This window comes from Cohnella thermotolerans DSM 17683 (assembly GCF_000429825.1).
Classification (GTDB): Bacteria; Bacillota; Bacilli; order Paenibacillales; family Paenibacillaceae; genus Cohnella; species Cohnella thermotolerans.
In genome coordinates, this window is record NZ_KE386968.1 from 5,031 (window position 1) to 22,814 (window position 17,784).

The 17,784-nt window shown below is 59.4% G+C and carries 13 protein-coding genes and 1 CRISPR repeat array; of the genes, 1 reads left to right on the forward strand and 12 read right to left on the reverse strand.

The window, feature by feature from the left end; genetic code table 11:
• The first annotated feature begins 13 nt into the window (after positions 1-13).
• Positions 14-447: direct repeats of the CRISPR family, unit length 32 nt; unit sequence GTCGCTCCCCGCGCGGGAGCGTGGATTGAAAC.
• Positions 448-566: 119 nt separating this feature from the next.
• From G485_RS28120 to G485_RS0124285, 4 genes are read right to left on the reverse strand one after another with little or no spacing between them, the layout of a single operon-like run.
• Positions 567-1,904, reverse strand: coding sequence for a glycoside hydrolase family 30 protein (locus G485_RS28120; protein ID WP_035158032.1), 1,338 nt, complete (start codon positions 1,902-1,904; stop codon positions 567-569).
• A 17-nt stretch (positions 1,905-1,921) separates the two neighbouring features.
• Positions 1,922-3,520: an extracellular solute-binding protein gene (locus G485_RS0124275; protein ID WP_027094680.1), complete on the reverse strand. Its 1,599-nt coding sequence runs from the start codon at positions 3,518-3,520 to the stop codon at positions 1,922-1,924.
• A 49-nt stretch (positions 3,521-3,569) separates the two neighbouring features.
• Positions 3,570-4,457, reverse strand: coding sequence for a carbohydrate ABC transporter permease (locus G485_RS0124280; protein ID WP_027094681.1), 888 nt, complete (start codon positions 4,455-4,457; stop codon positions 3,570-3,572).
• 12 nt (positions 4,458-4,469) lie between these two features.
• Positions 4,470-5,384, reverse strand: coding sequence for an ABC transporter permease (locus G485_RS0124285; protein WP_027094682.1), 915 nt, complete (start codon positions 5,382-5,384; stop codon positions 4,470-4,472).
• A 357-nt stretch (positions 5,385-5,741) separates the two neighbouring features.
• Between G485_RS0124285 and G485_RS0124290 the strand changes: the two genes are divergently transcribed.
• Positions 5,742-6,761: a LacI family DNA-binding transcriptional regulator gene (locus tag G485_RS0124290; protein ID WP_027094683.1), complete on the forward strand. Its 1,020-nt coding sequence runs from the start codon at positions 5,742-5,744 to the stop codon at positions 6,759-6,761.
• A gap of 25 nt (positions 6,762-6,786) precedes the next feature.
• On the opposite strand, the gene G485_RS0124295 is transcribed toward G485_RS0124290, so the two are convergent.
• From G485_RS0124295 to zwf, 8 genes are all read right to left on the reverse strand, one after another.
• The gene (locus tag G485_RS0124295) at positions 6,787-7,368 is read right to left on the reverse strand and encodes a hypothetical protein (protein ID WP_027094684.1); all 582 of its coding nucleotides are present in this window, start codon (positions 7,366-7,368) and stop codon (positions 6,787-6,789) included.
• A 519-nt stretch (positions 7,369-7,887) separates the two neighbouring features.
• Positions 7,888-9,474: a peptide chain release factor 3 gene (locus tag G485_RS0124305; RefSeq protein WP_027094685.1), complete on the reverse strand. Its 1,587-nt coding sequence runs from the start codon at positions 9,472-9,474 to the stop codon at positions 7,888-7,890.
• Between the two features lie 108 nt (positions 9,475-9,582).
• On the reverse strand, positions 9,583-11,112 hold the full coding sequence (locus G485_RS0124310) for an MDR family MFS transporter (protein WP_027094686.1): 1,530 nt from the start codon (positions 11,110-11,112) through the stop codon (positions 9,583-9,585).
• A gap of 1,110 nt (positions 11,113-12,222) precedes the next feature.
• On the reverse strand, positions 12,223-13,782 hold the full coding sequence (locus G485_RS0124315; RefSeq protein ID WP_027094687.1) for an MDR family MFS transporter: 1,560 nt from the start codon (positions 13,780-13,782) through the stop codon (positions 12,223-12,225).
• Positions 13,783-13,837: 55 nt separating this feature from the next.
• Positions 13,838-14,500, reverse strand: a complete 663-nt coding sequence (locus G485_RS0124320; protein WP_027094688.1) for a hypothetical protein — start codon at positions 14,498-14,500, stop codon at positions 13,838-13,840.
• A 45-nt stretch (positions 14,501-14,545) separates the two neighbouring features.
• Positions 14,546-15,235 (reverse strand): hypothetical protein, encoded by a 690-nt coding sequence (locus G485_RS0124325; RefSeq protein WP_027094689.1) that lies wholly within the window; start codon positions 15,233-15,235, stop codon positions 14,546-14,548.
• An 11-nt stretch (positions 15,236-15,246) separates the two neighbouring features.
• A complete protein-coding gene (locus G485_RS0124330) occupies positions 15,247-15,873 on the reverse strand; it encodes a YhbD family protein (protein WP_027094690.1) in 627 nt (208 codons plus the stop codon).
• 177 nt (positions 15,874-16,050) lie between these two features.
• Entirely contained in the window at positions 16,051-17,601 is a 1,551-nt protein-coding gene (gene zwf, locus G485_RS0124335) for a glucose-6-phosphate dehydrogenase (RefSeq protein ID WP_027094691.1), read from the reverse strand.
• Positions 17,602-17,784: the final 183 nt, after the last annotated feature.

Consider the following 17,784-nt stretch of genomic DNA (forward strand, 5'->3'; position numbering starts at 1 on the left):
CCGCGCCAGTCGAGTCGCTCCCCGCGCGGGAGCGTGGATTGAAACCCGTTTTTCATCACCCTGCCGCCCAATCGGCAACGTCGCTCCCCGCGCGGGAGCGTGGATTGAAACAGTACCTCCGGGCTTCAACGAGTCGTGAAAGATACGCCGTCGCTCCCCGCGCGGGAGCGTGGATTGAAACGGTCATCTTACGTTAATGCCGCAAGGCACATTGATCGTCGCTCCCCGCGCGGGAGCGTGGATTGAAACGTCAGCTGCCGCTTTAAGTTTACTGGATACGTCAGTCGCTCCCCGCGCGGGAGCGTGGATTGAAACATGGCTTTCCTAAGCCTCTTTAATGGGGTTGTCAGTCGCTCCCCGCGCGGGAGCGTGGATTGAAACTGAGAGACATCGATAACTATGTTGCGGTTTTGATGTCGCTCCCCGCGCGGGAGCGTAGATTGAACATAGGCCTTCTCTACTTTACGTTCAATCCGCCAAACAACCGCAACGCGCAAAAAGACCGGCGTTCGCCACGCCGGCCCTCCTGCCCGCCGCCTCGCCAATCGCGAAGGCGGCCATCATCTTTATGTTCCCGGCGGCCACTTCACCGTTACCGCAGCCTCTCCCGGCAATCGGTAGACGCATGCGTCGCCCCCGCGGACGAAGCGGACTTCCCGCTCTTGCGGCAGCCGGTTGGTGACAATCAGCACGGCGGAGCCGTCCGGATTGCGGAAAGCCGCCGTCTCCAGATCGTCCGGCCAGTCGGGCGATTCGACGCGGCGCGCGCCGGGCTCCACGAACTTGCTGATATGGCCCATCGTGTAATAGTCCAGATTATAGACGACTTCCAGCGTCTGCGTGTCGATGCGCACCAGCCCGCGGCACGTGCTGTTGGACAAGACGGAAGGCCCGTTGCGCTCGTCGAGGGCGACGTTCCACCAGACGACGGAGTTGGCCCCGTTGCGGGCGCTGCGAACGATATGCTTCATCTGCGTCAGGAACGCTTCGCGGAACGGCGGAATCCACTGCCCTCCGGAAGCTTCCGTGAACCAGATTTCCTTGTCGGGGAACGCCCGGCCGACGACGGACATCGCCTCGTGCTCGCCGCCGTAGCAATGCCAGGCCGTACCCGCCACGTAGCGCGAGCATTCCGGATCTCCGAGCACCTTCATGGCATACTCGGTTATATCCCAATTGTGATCGTAGCACAGAATGCGCGTATCCAGACCGCTTGCTTCAAGCGTCGGTCCCAGGTGATCGCGGATGAACGCGATTTGTTCCTCCGCCGTCATGATCATGCCCGGATACTCCTTCGGCTCGTAGCCGGGTTCGTTCTGAACCGTCACATACCGGACCGGGACGCCCTCCGCCTCGTAAGCCTTCAGGAAAGCCGTAAAATACCGAGCGTATGCCCCATAGCATTCCGGACGCAGCGTGCCGCCGATCATTCGCCCCGACGTCTTCATCCAACCCGGCGGACTCCAGGGCGACGCCATGACCGTCAGCTTCGGGCTGAGCGCCATCGCTTCCCGCAGCAGCGGGAGGATGTACGCCCGGTCGTGCTCAATCGTAAACCGCTCAAGCGCGAAATCCTCGGCACCTTCCGGCACGTCGTCGTAGCTGTAAAGCTTCGTCGTATAATCGGAAGCGCCCATCGGCTGGCGAAGCAGCGTAAGGCCGATGCCTTCCTCCCGGTCGAACAGCTTGCGCATGACCGACTTCCTCGCCTCGGGACCGAGCTTCTCGTGAACGAGCCAGGCGGAAGCGTCGGTGAACGAGGCGCCGAACCCTTCCATCCGCTGATAGACGGCGCTCTCGTCGATCCGAATCTCCTTCTCGCAAGGCCGATCGGCACCGCTTCCCTCCGCCGCTTCCCGCTCCAGCAGCTTGCTCCCGTCCACCGTCGTCAACCAAATGTTCATCGTCTGACCCCGTTCGTTTATTGAATGCCTTTCTCGTCGAAATAAGCGTTGGCCTGTTCTTTCACATATTCCAGCAATTTGTCCACGCCCGCCGCTTTCAGCTTGCTGCGGTACGTCTCGAGCGCCTTCTCCGGATCGGCCACGAGTCCCATCATGAGCGGCTGGCCGTATTGCTTGATGACCTGGTTGACCGCGGCTTGCTGCGCCTTGACGGGCGCGTAATCCATCGTGATCGGGTCGAAAATGTTCGGCTTGCTCTCCGCCGCGAATTCGGCGTTCAGCGCGTCCATGCCTGCCCATCCGCCTTTCGTGGCGAGCATGTTCGGCTTGTAGCGCCAGCCCCAGCTGGCGATGTCGTAGTTTTTCCAATCCTTCCCGACCGTCACGCCCGCCGGAGGCGTAATGATCGTCTTGCCGTCGGCGTCGAGCGAATAGTGGGTGCCTTCGATGCCGTACGTCATCAGGCGGAAGTACGTCGGATCGTTGCGCAGCTTGTCGAGCACCATGAGGGAACGCTCGGGGTTCTGCGCGCTCTTCGGAACGGCCATGGCGTTCGCCATCGGCAGCGTCGGGATGGCGTAATTATGGAATCGGGTGAACGGGAAGTAGCCGAGCTTGATATCCGGATTCGTCTTGGAGACGTCCGTAATGAAGCCGCCCGCGCCCGGAGCGTTGCGCCAGTAGACGGCGCCCGTGCCGGCTTTGATCAGGTCGCCCGCTTCCGTCTGCGAAGAGAGCGTGTTGGACGCCCAGAAGCCTCGGTCCGCCCACGTCTTCATCCGTTTAACGAATTCCTCGAATTGCGTCGTGAACGGATAGGCGACGATATCGCGCGGATGGTCGTAGGACGTGGAGGCGATGACGCTGCTCTCGCCGCCGTAAATTTTGAAGTCGTAGTAGTCCTGGAACAGCGTATATACTTCGTTCCACGCCTTGCCGCCGATCGGGGTGACGCCTTGCTTGTTTTTCTTGACGCCGTCCAAATACGCTTCGATCGAATCCAAATCCTTGATCTCCGGCAGGTTCAGCTCCTCGCGCCAGTCTTCCCGGTACACGAGGCCGTTCGGCGTATATTCCGGGTTCGTATTCGGCACCGCGTAAATTTTGCCGCCGACCGTCGCCGTGTTCCAGTCCTCCTTCGGCACCTCCTGCCACGTCTGCGGCGCGTAGGTCGGAAGCAGATCGGTCAGGTCGAGGAAAGCGCCTTGCTTGGCGTATTTATAGAAGTCGGCCCAGCTCGAGGCGAACAGCATATCGACCTTCTCGCCGGAGGCCAGCAGCAGGTTGTATTTGCTCTGCCATTCGTTCCAGGAGGTAAAGTTCAATTTGACCGTCGTGTTCAAATCTTTCTCGAGCATCTTGTTCCATTCGGCAAGCACCTTGGGCGTATCCGGATGGGCGTCGCCCAGCAAATACCAGACGAGCTCGACTTTCTTGGACGTGTCCGGCTTGCCCGGGTCGGCCGCCTCGGTTCCCGCGGCGGGCGAGCTGCCGCCGGCCGGCGTGTTCGACGCCCCTTCGTTCGAGTTTCCGCCGCCGCTGCATGCGCTCATGAGCGCTGCGGTCAAGGTAAGCGGCACGACCGCCGTTAGCCATTTCGCGCGCATCGTTTTCATGTGCATCCCCCTAAAATGGATAAATGATATGTTAGCCGGCAATCCGGTTCTAACCTTTGACCGCTCCGACCGTCAGCCCTTTGACAAAAAAGCGCTGCAGGAACGGATAAAGCAGGATGATCGGCCCGGTGACGACGACGGCGGTCGCCATCTTGAGCGTCTCCGTCGGCGGCTTGAAGTCGGGCGAGAGGTTGCCCGCGATGCTCGTTTTGAGTACGGAAGCGCTTGCCAAAATTTTGTACAGCAGGAATTGCAGCGGGAACTTGCTCTCAGTCGTAATGAACAGGTTGGCGGTGAACCAGTCGTTCCAGTAGGCCAGCGCCATGAACAGCCCGATCGTCGCCAGCCCGGGCGTGGACAACGGAAGGATCAGCTTCAGGTAGATGGCGAAGTCGCCCGCTCCGTCGATTTTGGCCGATTCGACGATGGAATCTGGAATCGATTTCATAAAGTTTTTCATTAAAATGAGATTCCAGGCGCTGAGCAGCCCCGGCACGACAAGGGCCAAATAGCTGTCCTTCATGTTCAGGTAGTTAACGATCAGGATGTACCAGGGAATGAGCCCGCCGCTGAACAGCGTCGTAAAGTAGATGTAGAACGACAGCCCGTTGCGGTATTTGAAGTCTTTGCGCGACAGGACGTAGCCCGCCATCGAGGTGAGCATCAGGCCGGCGATCGTCCCGACGACCGTGACGAGAATCGTCACCTCGTACGCCCGGTAAATTTGGATCGGGTTCGTGAACATTGCCCGGTAGGCGTCGAAGGAGAAGCGGTTCGGGATGAGCTTGAAGCCTTCGGCGATAATCTCCGTCTCGGGGGTAAGCGACCCTGTGATAATCACGAGGAACGGAAGCAGGCAGAGCAGCGATAACAGCGTCAGAAAGACGTAAGCCGCCGCGTTGAACACCAGGGTCGATTTTTCCGTCTTGATTTTCAAAGCCGCCGCCTCCTAGAATAACGCGTAATCTTCGTTCGTCTTGCGGATGATGTAGTTCACCCCGAGCACGAGGATCAGCCCGAAGAGCGACTGGAACAGCCCCGCCGCGGTGCCCATGCCGATATCGAAGTTGACCGCGAGCGAACGGTAGACGTAGGTGTCGATGATGTCCGTCGAGTCGAACAGCATGCCGTTCTGGCCGACGATCTGGTAGAACAAATCGAATTGTCCTTTCAAAATGCCGCCGAGACTGAGCAGAATGAGCAGGATGAACGTCGGCACCAGCATCGGGATCGTAATGCGCCGGACGCGCTGGAAGATGTTCGCGCCGTCGATCTTGGCGGCTTCGTAATATTCGTCCCCGATGCTCATAATCGCGGCCAGATAGATGACCGTGCCGTAGCCGAGCCCTTTCCAGACGTGGAAGAAGACGATGATATATTTCCAAGGCGCGGTATGCATGTAGAAATCGTAAGGCGGAAAGCCCAGCTGCTCCAGCAAGGTGGGAACGACCCCGTTCTCCGAGCTGAACAAATTAAGGACGAAAGCGCCTACAAGAACGAATGAAATGAAGTACGGAAGGAACATGACCGACTGCGTCGTCTTCTTGAACAGCTTGCCGGGAAGCTCCGCGAGGAAGATGGCGCAGATCAGTTGAAGCGAATTGCCGAGCAGAATGAAGACGAGGTTATAGAGCACCGTGTTCCGCGTAAGGGTCACTAATTGCCCCGATTCGAACAGAAACCGGAAATTGTCGAAGCCGACGAACGGGCTGCCGAACAAGCCGCCGTCGAAGCTGTAGTTGGTGAAAGCATAGTAGACGCCGATCATCGGTATGTAGCTGAACAAAGCGAAGAACAACAGCGCGGGCGCGATCATAAGGAACATGACCCGGTTTTTCGCCAGCTCCCTAATAAAGCTCGCCATTGGGGGCACCTCCGAATCGATCCGAATGAAGGATACTTCAGGCTTTCAGGCTTTCAAGCTTCTAGGCTCAACCAATCGGTCAGCCATTTTCGATACTCATTTTTCTGAAATCGATTTCCTATTTGCTCGTTCCGATATTGAGATCTGTCCGGCCATACCTCCCCCATTCGATCCGCAAGCCCGACTCCTTCGGGCGGTCGCGTTAAACAAACCTTTTCGAGCCCACGGGGGCCCGGCAGCCGTGCCGCTTCTTATTCGCTCATCGACGCGTTCATCTTGAAATCGATTTCAGTTTGAATTATAGTTTTAGTAACGGACCCATGTCAATTACATTTTGGAGAAAAGTTGAGAGTGCCTATGGATATTAAAATTGTCGACGTGGCGAACAAAGCGGGCGTCTCGCCGGCGACCGTGTCGCGCGTGCTCAACGGCAATTCCTACGTAAAATCGAAGACGAGGGAGAAGGTCAACCAGGCGATCGCCGATCTCGGCTACCACCGCAACGACGTCGCCAAGAACCTCCGCTCCCAGAAATCGATGACGATCGGCGTCATCGTGCCGGACGTCAATTCCTCCTATTTCGCGGAAATCATCAAAGGGATCGAGAACATGGCCTACTCCCGCAAATACCGGGTGATCATCTGCGACGCCGAGAACCAGAAGGAGAAGGAGCTCGAGTATTTGAATCTGCTCATGAGCCGGACCGTGGACGGCATGATTCTGGCGACTCCGGCCCTGCCGGACGAGGAGATCGTCCGGTACTCGGACAAGGGGTACGCCATCGCCGTCATCGGCCGCCACATCGAGCATGCGGAAATTCCGTGCATCTATACGGACAATGTGAAGTTCTCGAAGCAGGTCGTCGACCATCTGGTCGGCCTCGGCCATCGCGACATCGTCTTCCTGAGCGGCTACGCGGAAGCGGTCGACAGCTTCGAGCGGCTGGAAGGCTATTTGAAAGGGTTGAAGGAGCATCAAATTCCGTTCCGGCCGGAGCTTGTCGAGAACGGCAATTTCAACGAGTCCGGCGGCTACGAAGCCATGAAGCGGCTGCTCGACAAGAAGGTGAAGTTTACGGCCGTGTACGCGGCCAACGACGAGATGGCGCTCGGCGTCTACAAAGCGTGCCGGGAAGCCGGCATCCGCATTCCGGAGGAGATCGCCGTCGTGGGGGTCGACAACAACCGGATCAGCAAATATTTGACGCCGACGCTCAGCACGGTGAACCAGCCGAAATACGCCATGGGCGCCGTCATCGCCGAGAAGCTCATCGACCAGTTGAACGAGGACGCCTTCAGCGACAAGCGCGTGTTCAAAGTCGATTCGGAGCTGATCGTCCGGGGGTCCACCGATTTCCGGCGCGGCCCGGCTTCGTAACGACTGTAATGCAAGAAGGACGCGCTTAGGCGTCCTTCTTCAACATTTCGATGAGCGCCGTCACCTTCAGCTCTTGGTACTCTTCGTCCGTAAGCTTCGATTTCAGCTTCGCTTTGATCTCTTCCTTTTCCTCGTCCGACAAGCCGTCTTTGGCCATGTCCGCCATCTTCTTCAGCTCGCCGATCGAGAACTTGCTCATCACCAAATCTTCCGCCTGCTTGCGGGTCAACGCCTTAACCGGCGCGGAGGAGGAAGAATCCGGCTTGGCGGCTGCCGGCGAACCCGGCTTGGCGGTTGTCGACGAACCCGGCTTGGCGCCGGCCTGCCCCGATTTGGAAGGGGAAGCTTCCGCCGCTGCTTCCGACGAGGCCGAAGGCCCCTGGACGTCCGCCTGCGGAAGAAGCTTCTTCACTTCGTCTTCCGTGAACTGCTGCTTGATAATCTTTTGAATTTCCGGGTCCTTCTTCAGTTCCTCGACTTCTTCCGGGGATACGATCTGATTCTGCAGCTTGTCCATCACCTTATCGGACACGTAATTCATGCCGACCTTGTAGCCGGCGAAGAGGAGAACGACCAACGACGCGATGATTGCGATCCATTTTTTCATACCATCACCATCTTTTCTAAGTTGCCTGTTCTTGTCCCCCGACAACGCCTTCTAAGTAGTTGACGAACGAGAGCCAGAAATGGTTGCATATAGAAGCATGCAGCTTGTTTAGAGGCTTGTCCCCGCAGCTCAGTTCGTAACGCAGCCCTGCCCGGTACTCTTCGGCGAGGCATAGCCGGATTCTCCCCATTTTTAGGCTGATCCCCTTGCCTCAGAGGGAATGAATGTTCCTCCTCCCATTACCCGCGGGCAGAACATTCGACTCACGGAACGGCCGCTTGCCTGAGCAGAGGGGATAAGCCTACAAATGCGAAAAACGGAGACTGCAGCGCCAGGGAGGGTGCCGGCAGACACCTAGCCGGGTTGCGCTCCATACCGGCCTTCCCTCCGTGTGCGACCTGCTCTCCCTATACCGACCTTCCCTCCGGGTGCGACCTGCTCTCCCTATACCGAGCCGCAAAAGCAAAACCGCAATCTCTCGTCGAGAGCTGCGGTTTACGGCCGGCGAAAACGCCGGTATTAAGGAGCCGTCTCCAAAAACTGCACTTCCGGCATCCGCTCCATCGCGGTGCGCATGGCGTACTCGTTCTCGAACAGCGCGACGTAGTTGTCGTTCTTGTCCTTAACGAGCGTGGAGTTGATGCGGAACTTCGCCGGGTCCACCTTGTCGGCGACGATCCAGCGGGCGAACTGGAACGGCGTGCGGGCGAGCTGAATGTCGACCCCGTACTCGTTCTTCATCCGGTATTCGAAGACGTCGAACTGCAGCTGCCCGACAACGCCCAGATACGTATCCTCGAACGGGCCGGTCGAGCGGAACACCTGAACCATGCCTTCCTCCGTCAATTGATCCAGCCCTTTCAAATATTGCTTATGCTTAAGGGCGTTCTTGACGGACACCTTCGAGAAAATCTCCGGCGAGAACGTCGGCAGCTCGTCGAACGTGACGCTGCTCCCTTCGCTCAGGGAATCGCCGATGCGGAAGATGCCGGGATCGAACAGGCCGATGATATCGCCCGGGTAGGCCGTATCGACGATCTCGCGGTCTTGCGCCAGGAACTGCTGCGGCTGCGACAGCTTGATCTCCTTGCCGGCGCGGACGTGGCGCACGCTCATCCCCCGCTGAAACTTCCCGGAGCAGATGCGCAGGAACGCCAGCCGGTCGCGGTGCGCCGGGTTCATGTTCGCCTGGATTTTGAAAATGTAGCCCGAGAACTTCTCGTTCTCCGGTTCGATCTCGCCTTCGGTGCTCTTGCGGGACGTCGGCGGCGGAGCCAGCTGCAGGAAGTTCTCGAGGAACGTCTGCACGCCGAAGTTGTTGACGGCGCTGCCGAAAAACACCGGCGTCAGCTGCCCGCTCATCACCTTGTCGTAGTCGAACGGGTCGCCCGCCACGTCGAGCAGCTCGCAATCCTGGGAGAGCTGGTCGGCCAGATAGTCTCCGGCCATCTGACGAATGAGCGGGTCGTTGTAATCGTCCACCTTCCGCACTTCGATCGTCGAATGATCGTGTCCGTTGAACAGCTCGACCTGCTTCTTCATTCTATCGTAAACGCCGCACAGCTCGCGGCCCATGCCGACCGGCCAGTTCATCGGCACCGAGCGGATGCCGAGCACCCGCTCGATCTCTTCCAGCAGCTCGAACGGGTTCCGCCCTTCCCGGTCGAGCTTGTTGATGAACGTGAAGATCGGAATGCCCCGCTTCGCGCACACCTGGAACAGCTTGATCGTCTGCGCCTCGACGCCTTTGGCGACGTCGATCAGCATGACGGCGCTGTCCGCGGCCGTCAGCGTCCGGTACGTGTCTTCGCTGAAGTCTTGGTGCCCCGGCGTATCGAGAATGTTCACGTGCTTGCCGGCATATTCGAACTGCATAACCGAAGAAGTGACGGAGATGCCCCGCTGCTTCTCGATCTCCATCCAGTCGCTCGTCGCGTGGCGGGCGGCTTTGCGTGCCTTGACGGAGCCTGCGATATGGATGGCGCCGCCGAACAGCAGCAGCTTCTCGGTCAGCGTCGTTTTCCCCGCGTCGGGGTGGGAAATAATCGCGAAGGTGCGGCGTCTCGCCACTTCATGCTTCAGTTCTTCGCGCAGCGTTTGATTCATCGTTTTGAAGTTCCCTTCCTTAGGAAAATGGCAGCTTCCATTATAGCACATTGTTCCGCAAGTAGGGGAACGCGAGCCGGGAATGGGCGATCTGTCCGTCGGACGATCTCAGGCTTCCGCCTGAAGCGCTTGAGCTCCTTGGTCTTCGCCTTTGTCTTCCTTCTTCTTCAGCACTTCCTTCTTCAGGAACCAGACGATGACGAAGGCGGCGACGGCGAAGCAAAGCCCGATGGTGAAAATGTTCTGGAACGCATGGGAGAACGCCACCTGCACCTTCTCCGTCACGCCGGGATCCAGCCCCTTGGGGATGCCTCCCTTGGCAATCGTGTCCGCCGTTCCTTCCGGAAGCTGATCGCGAAGCTCCAAGACGCCGCTCTTGATATGGTTCGCCAGCAAGCTGCCGAAGACGCTCATGCCGATCGTGATCCCGATCGATTGGAACAACTGGACGGTCGACAGCGCGACGCCGCTATGCTCCTTGTCGACCGACTCCTGCACGATCAGGTTGTCGCCGCCGAACAGCGCGCCCATGCCGACGCCCGTGATGACGAACGTCACGATGATGTAGAGGACTGTCGTATCGACGTTGACCCGGGTGAGCAGGTAGACGCCGATAATCGGCAGGATGAACGAGACGATGAACAGGTTGCGGTAAGCGATGCGGGTAATCAGGAATCCGATCAAAATGCTCGCCGGAATCGCACCGGCCATGAACGCCAGATTGAGATAGCCGGAAGCGGTCGGCGTCAGCCCCATAACGTTCTGGGCGAAGAACGGGAACGACGAGATGCCGCCCATGAGCCCCATCATCAAGACGAAGACGAACAGCGACAAGACGACGACGGTGCGGTTCTTGAACAGGTGCAGCGGAATGAGCGGCTCCTTCGCCCGCTTCTCGATCCAGACGAGCAGAGCGAACAGCAGCGCGGACAGCGCGAGCAAGCCGATAATCCAGGGAGACGACCAACTGAGGTCCCGGTTGTCGATCAGCACCGGCGCCAACAGCAGCGACAGCAAGCCGAGCATCATCGTGAAGGCGCCGGCCCAGTCGATCGACCGCTTCTCTTCGCCTCTCGCTTCGCGCATGCCGACGGACAGCACCGCCGCGGCCAGAAGGCCGACCGGAATGTTGATCAGGAACACCCAGTGCCAGCTCACATGGTCGACGATATAGCCGCCGACGGTCGGGCCGAGCAATTGGGGCAGGAACATGACGGGGCCGATCATCGCCTGGATTTTGGCCCGCTGCTCCAGCGGATACGTATCGCCGAGAATGACCATTGCCAGCGGCATCAACCCGCCGGCGCCAATGCCTTGAATCCCTCTGCCGATCAGCAGCACCGTCATCGACGGCGCAAGCCCGCAGACGATCGAACCGGCGATAAACAGCCCGACGCAGAACAGGTAGACGCGCTTGCGCCCGTACAAATCTGCGAGCTTGCCGAGAATCGGCATGAACATCGTGACCGCCAGCATGTAGATGCCGGCCACCCATCCGTACAGCGACAAGCCGTGCAGGTCGCGAATAATCGTCGGCATCGCCGTGGAGACGACCGTTTCGTCCAGCTCCGCGAAGATCAAGCCGATCAGCAGACCGATCAGCACTAACGTTTTGTTGTTTTCTTTGGCATAAACCACCTGTTTCGCCTCTTTTCCATTCAAGTCCTTCTCGACAATAAGGGGGAAATGTGAACTGAATATGAATCGGAAAATAATTGGGAGCTCCTTCACGCTTGTTCGTGCTTCTTCGCCCGCCGGAGGGCCTTCGGACGATTTCACTCCGAGAGTCCGCTGTCTATTCGGTCGCTCTGTGATTGTCCTTTGAGTCGTCCGTGAGCTTGGCGGGGCTCGGCAAGGCTGTTTTTTGGCCTTGTTCGGGCGGCGGGGGGGCTCGACGCGGATCGGCAAGGCCATTTTTTGGCCTTGCTGCGGCGGCGGGGGACTCGACGCAGCTCGGCAAGGCCGTTTTTGGGCCTTGCTGCGGCGGAGGGGGGCTCGACGCAGCTCGGCAAGGCCATTTTTTGGCCTTGCTGCGGCGGCGGGGGACTCGACGCAGCTCGGCAAGGCCGTTTTTGGGCCTTGCTGCGGCGGAGGGGGGCTCGACGCAGCTCGGCAAGGCCATTTTTTGGCCTTGTTGCGGCGGAGGGAGCTTGGCGCGGATCGGCAAGGCCATTTTTTGGCCTTGTTGCGGCGGAGGGAGCTTGGCGCGGCTCGGCAAGGCTGTTTTTTGGCCTTGTTCGGGCGGAGGGGGGCTCGACGCAGCTCGGCAAGGCCATTTTTTGGCCTTGTTGCGGCGGAGGGAGCTTGGCGCGGCTCGGCAAGGCTGTTTTTTGGCCTTGTTCGGGCGGAGGGGGGCTCGACGCAGCTCGGCAAGGCCATTTTTTGGCCTTGTTGCGGCGGAGGGAGCTTGGCGCGGCTCAACGAGGCCATTTTTTGGCCTTGTTCGGGCGGCGGCAGGCTCAACGCAGCTCGGCAAGGCCATTTTTTGGCCTTGTTCGGGTGGCGGCAGGCTCGGCTCGGCTCAACAAGGCCGTTTTTTGGCCTTGTTGCGGCGGAGGGAGCTTGGCGCGGCTCAACGAGGCCATTTTTTGGCCTTGTTCGGGCGGCGCCAGGCTCGACGCAGCTCGGCAAGGCCATTTTTTGGCCTTGTTGCGGCGGCGGCAGGCTCGACGCGGGTCAGTGGCGTCCGCGTCCGCAAAAAAATCCACGCCCCGTCGCAGCCGACGAAAGGGCGGGGAGCCGGACCGCTCAACGGCCTCCGAACTCCGGCTTCGCACCGCGTTCGGGAGACGCGCCTTTCGCCCCCTTCGCGGGAAGCTGCAACCGCTCCTTACCCATGAACAATACTGCCACCAGCGCGAGAACCGCCGGAACGAGCGCCCAGAGGAACATCGTCGTGATCGACGAGGACATCGAATCGATAATTTTGCCCAGAATTTCCTTCGGAATGGCCGCCCGCTTCTCCGACGACAGCGACTCGCGAATGTCGCCGAACGAACGGCCGCCCGGAGCGCCGCCGGAAGACCCGCCGAACGCGCTCGCCAGCTTCGACGTCAGCTCGTTGCGCTGCAGAATGCCGAAGATCGTCAGGCCGACCGTCATCCCGAGCGAACGGACGAACGACATCGTAGAGCTCGCCGAGCCCCGCTGGCGCGCGTCGAAGCCGTGCATGCTGGCCATGCCGAGCACCGAGAAGGAGAAGCCGATGCCGAACCCGGCAACGATCATATAGATCGTGAGCAGCCATCTCGAAGTGTCGGGGGTGAGCGTGCTGAGCAGGAACGTCCCGAGGATGAAAATGAGGGCGGACCCGATCATGATGTTGCGGTACGAAGTTTTGGCGGACAGGAACCCGCCGAGCTGCGACGCAAAGACCGAGCTCAGCGTCATCGGCAGCAGGATGAGGCCCGAATTCGTAGCGGAGCCGCCGTTTACGCCTTGCACGAAGATCGGAATGTACATGGCGAAGGTAATGAAGCCGGCCCCGTAGAACATGCCGATGATCGTGCTCGACGCGAACAGCCGGCGGCGGAACATGCCGTAGGAGATAATCGGCTCCTCCGCTTTGCGCTCCACGAGCAGGAACGCGGCGAACAGAACGGCCGCGGCGGCAAGCAGCGAGAGGATCTGGACGGAATCCCAAGCATATTCCTGACCTCCCAGCTCCAGCGAGAACATGAGGCAGACGACCGCGCCGACGAGCGTCACCGCTCCCCACCAGTCGATCTTCTGCTTGGCGTGCTCCAGCGACTCCTTGTAGAAGAACAAGATGAAGAAGAGCGCGACCAGCCCAAGCGGAAGGTTGATGTAGAAAATCCAGCGCCAGTCGATATGATCGACGATATAAGCGCCCAGAAGCGGTCCGAACAAGCTCGAAGCGCCGAATACCGCGCCGAAGATGCCGGACATTCCGCCTCTTTTTTCCATCGGAACGACATCGAACAGAATGGTGAAGGCGATCGGCATGAGCGCCCCGCCCCCGATGCCTTGGATGGCTCTGTAGATGCTCAGCTCGACGATATTCGTCGCCGTTCCGCACAGGACGGAGCCGAGCAGGAACAGGAAGATGCCCAGGATAAAAAACCGTTTGCGCCCGTACATATCCGACAGCTTGCCGAAGATCGGCATGCCCGCCATTTCGGTAACGAGGTAAGCCGACGTCACCCAGACGAACTTGTCGAGACCGCCGAGCTCCGAGACGATCGTTCCCATCGCCGTCGCCACGATCGTATTGTCGATGGCCGCGACGAAAATGCCGAGCATCAGCCCGGCCAGAATAAACCCGAGACGGTTTTTCTGCAATGCCATTCTCGAATCCTCCTCCAATTGATTTCGGTGTATGATCCATTCGCGCTGCGGCGCCTCAATCGATCTTCTCTTCCTCCCCGATCGTTGCGCTCTTGCTTCGGTTAAGCGATCCGCGGTATTCGACGCGGCCGATGGTGCAGCCGGGACCGATCCGCACCTGGTTCCCCCGAACGACCCGCGCGTTCGTATACTCCAGGTCGAGACGGTCGCCTTCGATCAAGTCGGCCGTCAGACCGCCAGCATACCCGGCAGCAAACATCCGCTTGATCGACAACACCCGGCTCGGTTTGACCGTGATCGTTCCCCCGCCGATCTCCTTCGCTTCGGAAGGCCCGTGCATGCGCAGCTCGACCCGTTCCGCGCTGATCAGCCCCCCGACCGTCGCGGCGCCGCTGATCCGGCAGGTTTCGCATTCGAGATCGCCTTGCACTTTAAGCTGTCCCGTCATCTTCAAGTGCTCTCCCCGGCAATTGCCCCGAATGTCCGCTTCCCCGGTCATCGTCCCCCTTCGTAAAGCCAGACGGCCCTCCACTCTCAATTCGCCGGTCAATTTAACGCTGCCCGCCTCCAGATCGCCTTTGATCCGCGACGTGCCGGTGCAGGCGAACGACTCGCATTCCGTTCGCCCGGCGAGTTCGTTCTCGCCGACGATTTTGACGCGCCCGAACTTCCCCCCGTTCGATTGCGTCGTGCCGATCAGTCTCAAATCCCCGCTCATGGCGCGAATCCTCCTCGTACGTTCCTTATTTTCCCGCAGCCGTCCTTATGCCTGAATCCGGTCCTGCACCTTCGCCTGCGGATGCTGGATGAGCTCGGTCCGGTATTCGACTTTGCCGACTTTGCAGCCTTTGCCGATGACGACCCGGTTGCCGCGCACGACGGCAGCCACCGCATCCTCCAGCTCGATATCGTCCCCTTCGATCAGGTCGGCCTCCAAATGGGCGCCCAACTTCGGAATCGCCCACTGCAGCAGCCGGTTCCACCGGCCTTCCGCTCCTTTGACGATCCGGATCTTCTCGCCGCCGATCTCCCGCGCCTCGCATCTGCCGTGCATGCGAACTTCGATCGCGCCCGCGTTCAGCAGTCCTTTGATTTCGAACAACCCTCTCATCTCGAACCGCTCGGCCTCGCAATCCGCTCCGCAATTCAACATCCCGTGCACCGTAATCTGTTCCCCGCTCACCGGACCGTCCACCCGGATCATGCCGTCGATTCGGGCGCTGGCGACATGCAGTCCGCCTTCGACGTTCAACCTGCCGTTGCAATCGAATCTTCCGGTCCGGATGCTGCCCTTGGCGGTCGTATGGCCGTTCACCCGGAACGAGTCGGAGGCGATATCCGCCTGCACCTTGCAGACGCCGTCGATGCTCACATGCCGGTATTCGCCTCCCGCCGCGCTTCCGACTCCGTTAATGCTCAAATCGGGCCTTGTATCCCGCGTATCCCGCTCCATGACGTCGCCTCCTAATTTAGCTTGATTTGCAGTTGCTCCACGCATTCCGCCATGTTCAGCCGGTGGACCAGCTTCGTCCCGCTCTCGAAGTAAACTTCGGAAGGAAGCGAGACGAGCAGAAACGTCGAGACTCCCATCTTCCGGACAAAGAGCAGCTCGCACGGTTTGCCCTCGAATTTCGGAAAATGTTCCTTCATCGCCCGGATCAGCATTTCCGCCTCGTCCAGGCTCATCTCCCCCGTTTGCAGCAGCAGGTCCGCCACGTAGAACGCGAGCGTCTGCTCGAACGAATACACCGTTTCGTCCGGGTCCCTGCCCCCAAAACGCTCGATGACCAACTTCGAAACAATGTTACGTTTCATAAGTTCGTCTTTGCGCAGCCGAATATCGTAAAGCAGCGGAGAGAGCTTGCCCGCGAGCTCATCCAGAGACAAATCTTCCTTCATGTTCAAAATTCGGTCGATTCTCGCCAGAATAAGCTCCCTCGGAAAAAAGGTCTCCTGCCCCGTAAACGTGGATTTGCGAATGAACCAATCCTCCGGGATCAGCTGCTTCCGCTTCCATCGATACAATTGCCCGTAGGAAATACCGGTCATTTCGAGCAGCTCCTTCTTGGAAATCAAATCCCGGTCTGTCATTTGAACCACCGTCCTCGAAAACAATGTAACATAACACTGTTACGTTGTAAAGCCAAAAATGAAGCCGAGCGTAACCCCCCCTGCTAGAGTCGTTGCGCTCGGCGATACGAAATTCGGCCCGAAAACGGGCGCAAAACGCTTGGTTGAGCCTTGCCTTGCCCTTTGCGCCGCGGTCCGTTACGTTCGCGAATTTGTCACCCAAATGACGTTGTCTTCTTCCTGGCCGTTCACCGGCCACCAGCGAAAGCCGTCCTGGCGGAGCAGATCCTCCGCTCCCTCCGGTCCCCAGGTTCCCGCCGGGTAGAAGGCGAGATCGTCCGGGCTCTCCCTCCACGCCGCCGCGATCGGATCGACCAGCTGCCAGGCGGCGGCCAGCTCGTCCCAACGGGTGAAGTAGGTCGAATCGCCCCTTCCGGCGTCGTGAAGAAGCCGTTCGTACGCTTCCGGCGTGTTGATGCCGACGAGGCAGCTTTGGCAGAATTCCATGGCGACCGGCTGGATGGTCATGTCGTTGCCCGGCTTCTTGGTGTTCGTCTTGATGTAGATGCCCTCCATCGGATTGACGCGAATGACGAGCAGATTCGGCTGGAGGTCTTGCTTGCGGGCGAACAGCACATTGTTCGGCACGTTCTTGAATTCGATGACGATCTCCGTCGATTTGACCGGCAGGCGCTTGCCCGTCCGGACATAGAACGGAACGCCCGCCCAGCGGAAATTGTCCACGAACAGACGCGCCGCGAAAAACGTCTCCGTCGTCGAATCGGCGGGAACGGAATCCTCCTGGCGATAGCCCGGGATCGGCTTGCCCTTGGCGAAGCCTTCGGTGTACTGGCCCCGAACGACGCGGCGGCGCACTTCGTCCCCGGAAGCGAATGTCCGGATGGAGCGCAGCACCTTCACCTTCTCGTCGCGAATGTCTTCCGGATCGAACCGGCTCGGCGGCTCCATGGCGATCATCGTAAGCATCTGCAGCATATGGTTCTGGACCATGTCGCGCAGCGCGCCGGACTTGTTATAGTACGCTCCGCGCTCCTCGACGCCGACCGTCTCGGCGAGGGTGATCTGCACGTTCGCGATATGGTTGTTGTTCCACAGCGGCTCGAAGAAGGCGTTCGCGAAGCGGATGACCTCGATGTTCTGAACCATCTCCTTGCCGAGATAATGGTCGATCCGGAACACTTCGTCCTCGCGGAACACCTGGCGAATCTCCTCGTTCAGCCGTTCCGCGGACGGGTAATCGTAGCCGAACGGCTTCTCGATGACGAGCCGGTGCCAGCCCCGGCTGTCCAGCATGCCCCCGTCGCGAAGGGTGCGCGACACGGTGCCGAACAGATCCGGCGCCAGCGCCAGGTAGAACAGGCGGTTGCCCGGAATTTCGTAGCGGCGCTCCAGTTCCTGCGTCGCCTCGCTTAGCCGGCGCATCCCTTCCACGTTGCCGATGTCGAGGGAATGATAGGTGAACCGTTCGGCGAATTCGCGCCAGCCGGCCCCCTCTTCCGGCTTGTACCGGCAAAATTCCCGAATCGATTCGTGCACGTCGTTCCGGAACTGCTCGACCGTGCGCGGCCGCCGAGCCAGCCCGACGATCGCGAAACGATCCCCCAGCTTCCCTTCGCGGTACAGGCTGTACAAGGCGGGGAACAGCTTGCGGCGGGCCAGGTCGCCCGTCGCTCCGAAAATGAAATAGACCGCACCTTCGGCGGTAACGTTGTCCATCGTTTTGTCCATCGTGATCCTCATCTTTCTTGGAATAAAGGATTGGATGCGTAATGTAGTTTAACACAAAAGGGGGAATATTGCTATTTTTTGCAATTGTCAGAATCGGCTCCGGCAAGCGACTCGGAAGGCGAATCCACGGTCAAAATGGGTTCGTGTCCATACGCATTCGTCCTCCGGGTGAATACACTGGTT

Coding starts and splice junctions, on each gene's coding strand:
- G485_RS0124285 (WP_027094682.1), bottom strand. CDS start 5,384: ATGGCGAGCTTTATTAGGGAGCTGGCGAAAAACCGGGTCATGTTCCTT.
- G485_RS0124295 (WP_027094684.1), bottom strand. CDS start 7,368: ATGAAAAAATGGATCGCAATCATCGCGTCGTTGGTCGTTCTCCTCTTC.
- G485_RS0124320 (WP_027094688.1), bottom strand. CDS start 14,500: ATGAGCGGGGATTTGAGACTGATCGGCACGACGCAATCGAACGGGGGG.
- G485_RS0124325 (WP_027094689.1), bottom strand. CDS start 15,235: ATGGAGCGGGATACGCGGGATACAAGGCCCGATTTGAGCATTAACGGA.
- G485_RS0124315 (WP_027094687.1), bottom strand. CDS start 13,782: ATGGCATTGCAGAAAAACCGTCTCGGGTTTATTCTGGCCGGGCTGATG.
- G485_RS28120 (WP_035158032.1), bottom strand. CDS start 1,904: ATGAACATTTGGTTGACGACGGTGGACGGGAGCAAGCTGCTGGAGCGG.
- zwf (WP_027094691.1), bottom strand. CDS start 17,601: ATGGACAAAACGATGGACAACGTTACCGCCGAAGGTGCGGTCTATTTC.
- G485_RS0124275 (WP_027094680.1), bottom strand. CDS start 3,520: ATGAAAACGATGCGCGCGAAATGGCTAACGGCGGTCGTGCCGCTTACC.
- G485_RS0124330 (WP_027094690.1), bottom strand. CDS start 15,873: ATGACAGACCGGGATTTGATTTCCAAGAAGGAGCTGCTCGAAATGACC.
- G485_RS0124305 (WP_027094685.1), bottom strand. CDS start 9,474: ATGAATCAAACGCTGCGCGAAGAACTGAAGCATGAAGTGGCGAGACGC.
- G485_RS0124290 (WP_027094683.1), top strand. CDS start 5,742: ATGGATATTAAAATTGTCGACGTGGCGAACAAAGCGGGCGTCTCGCCG.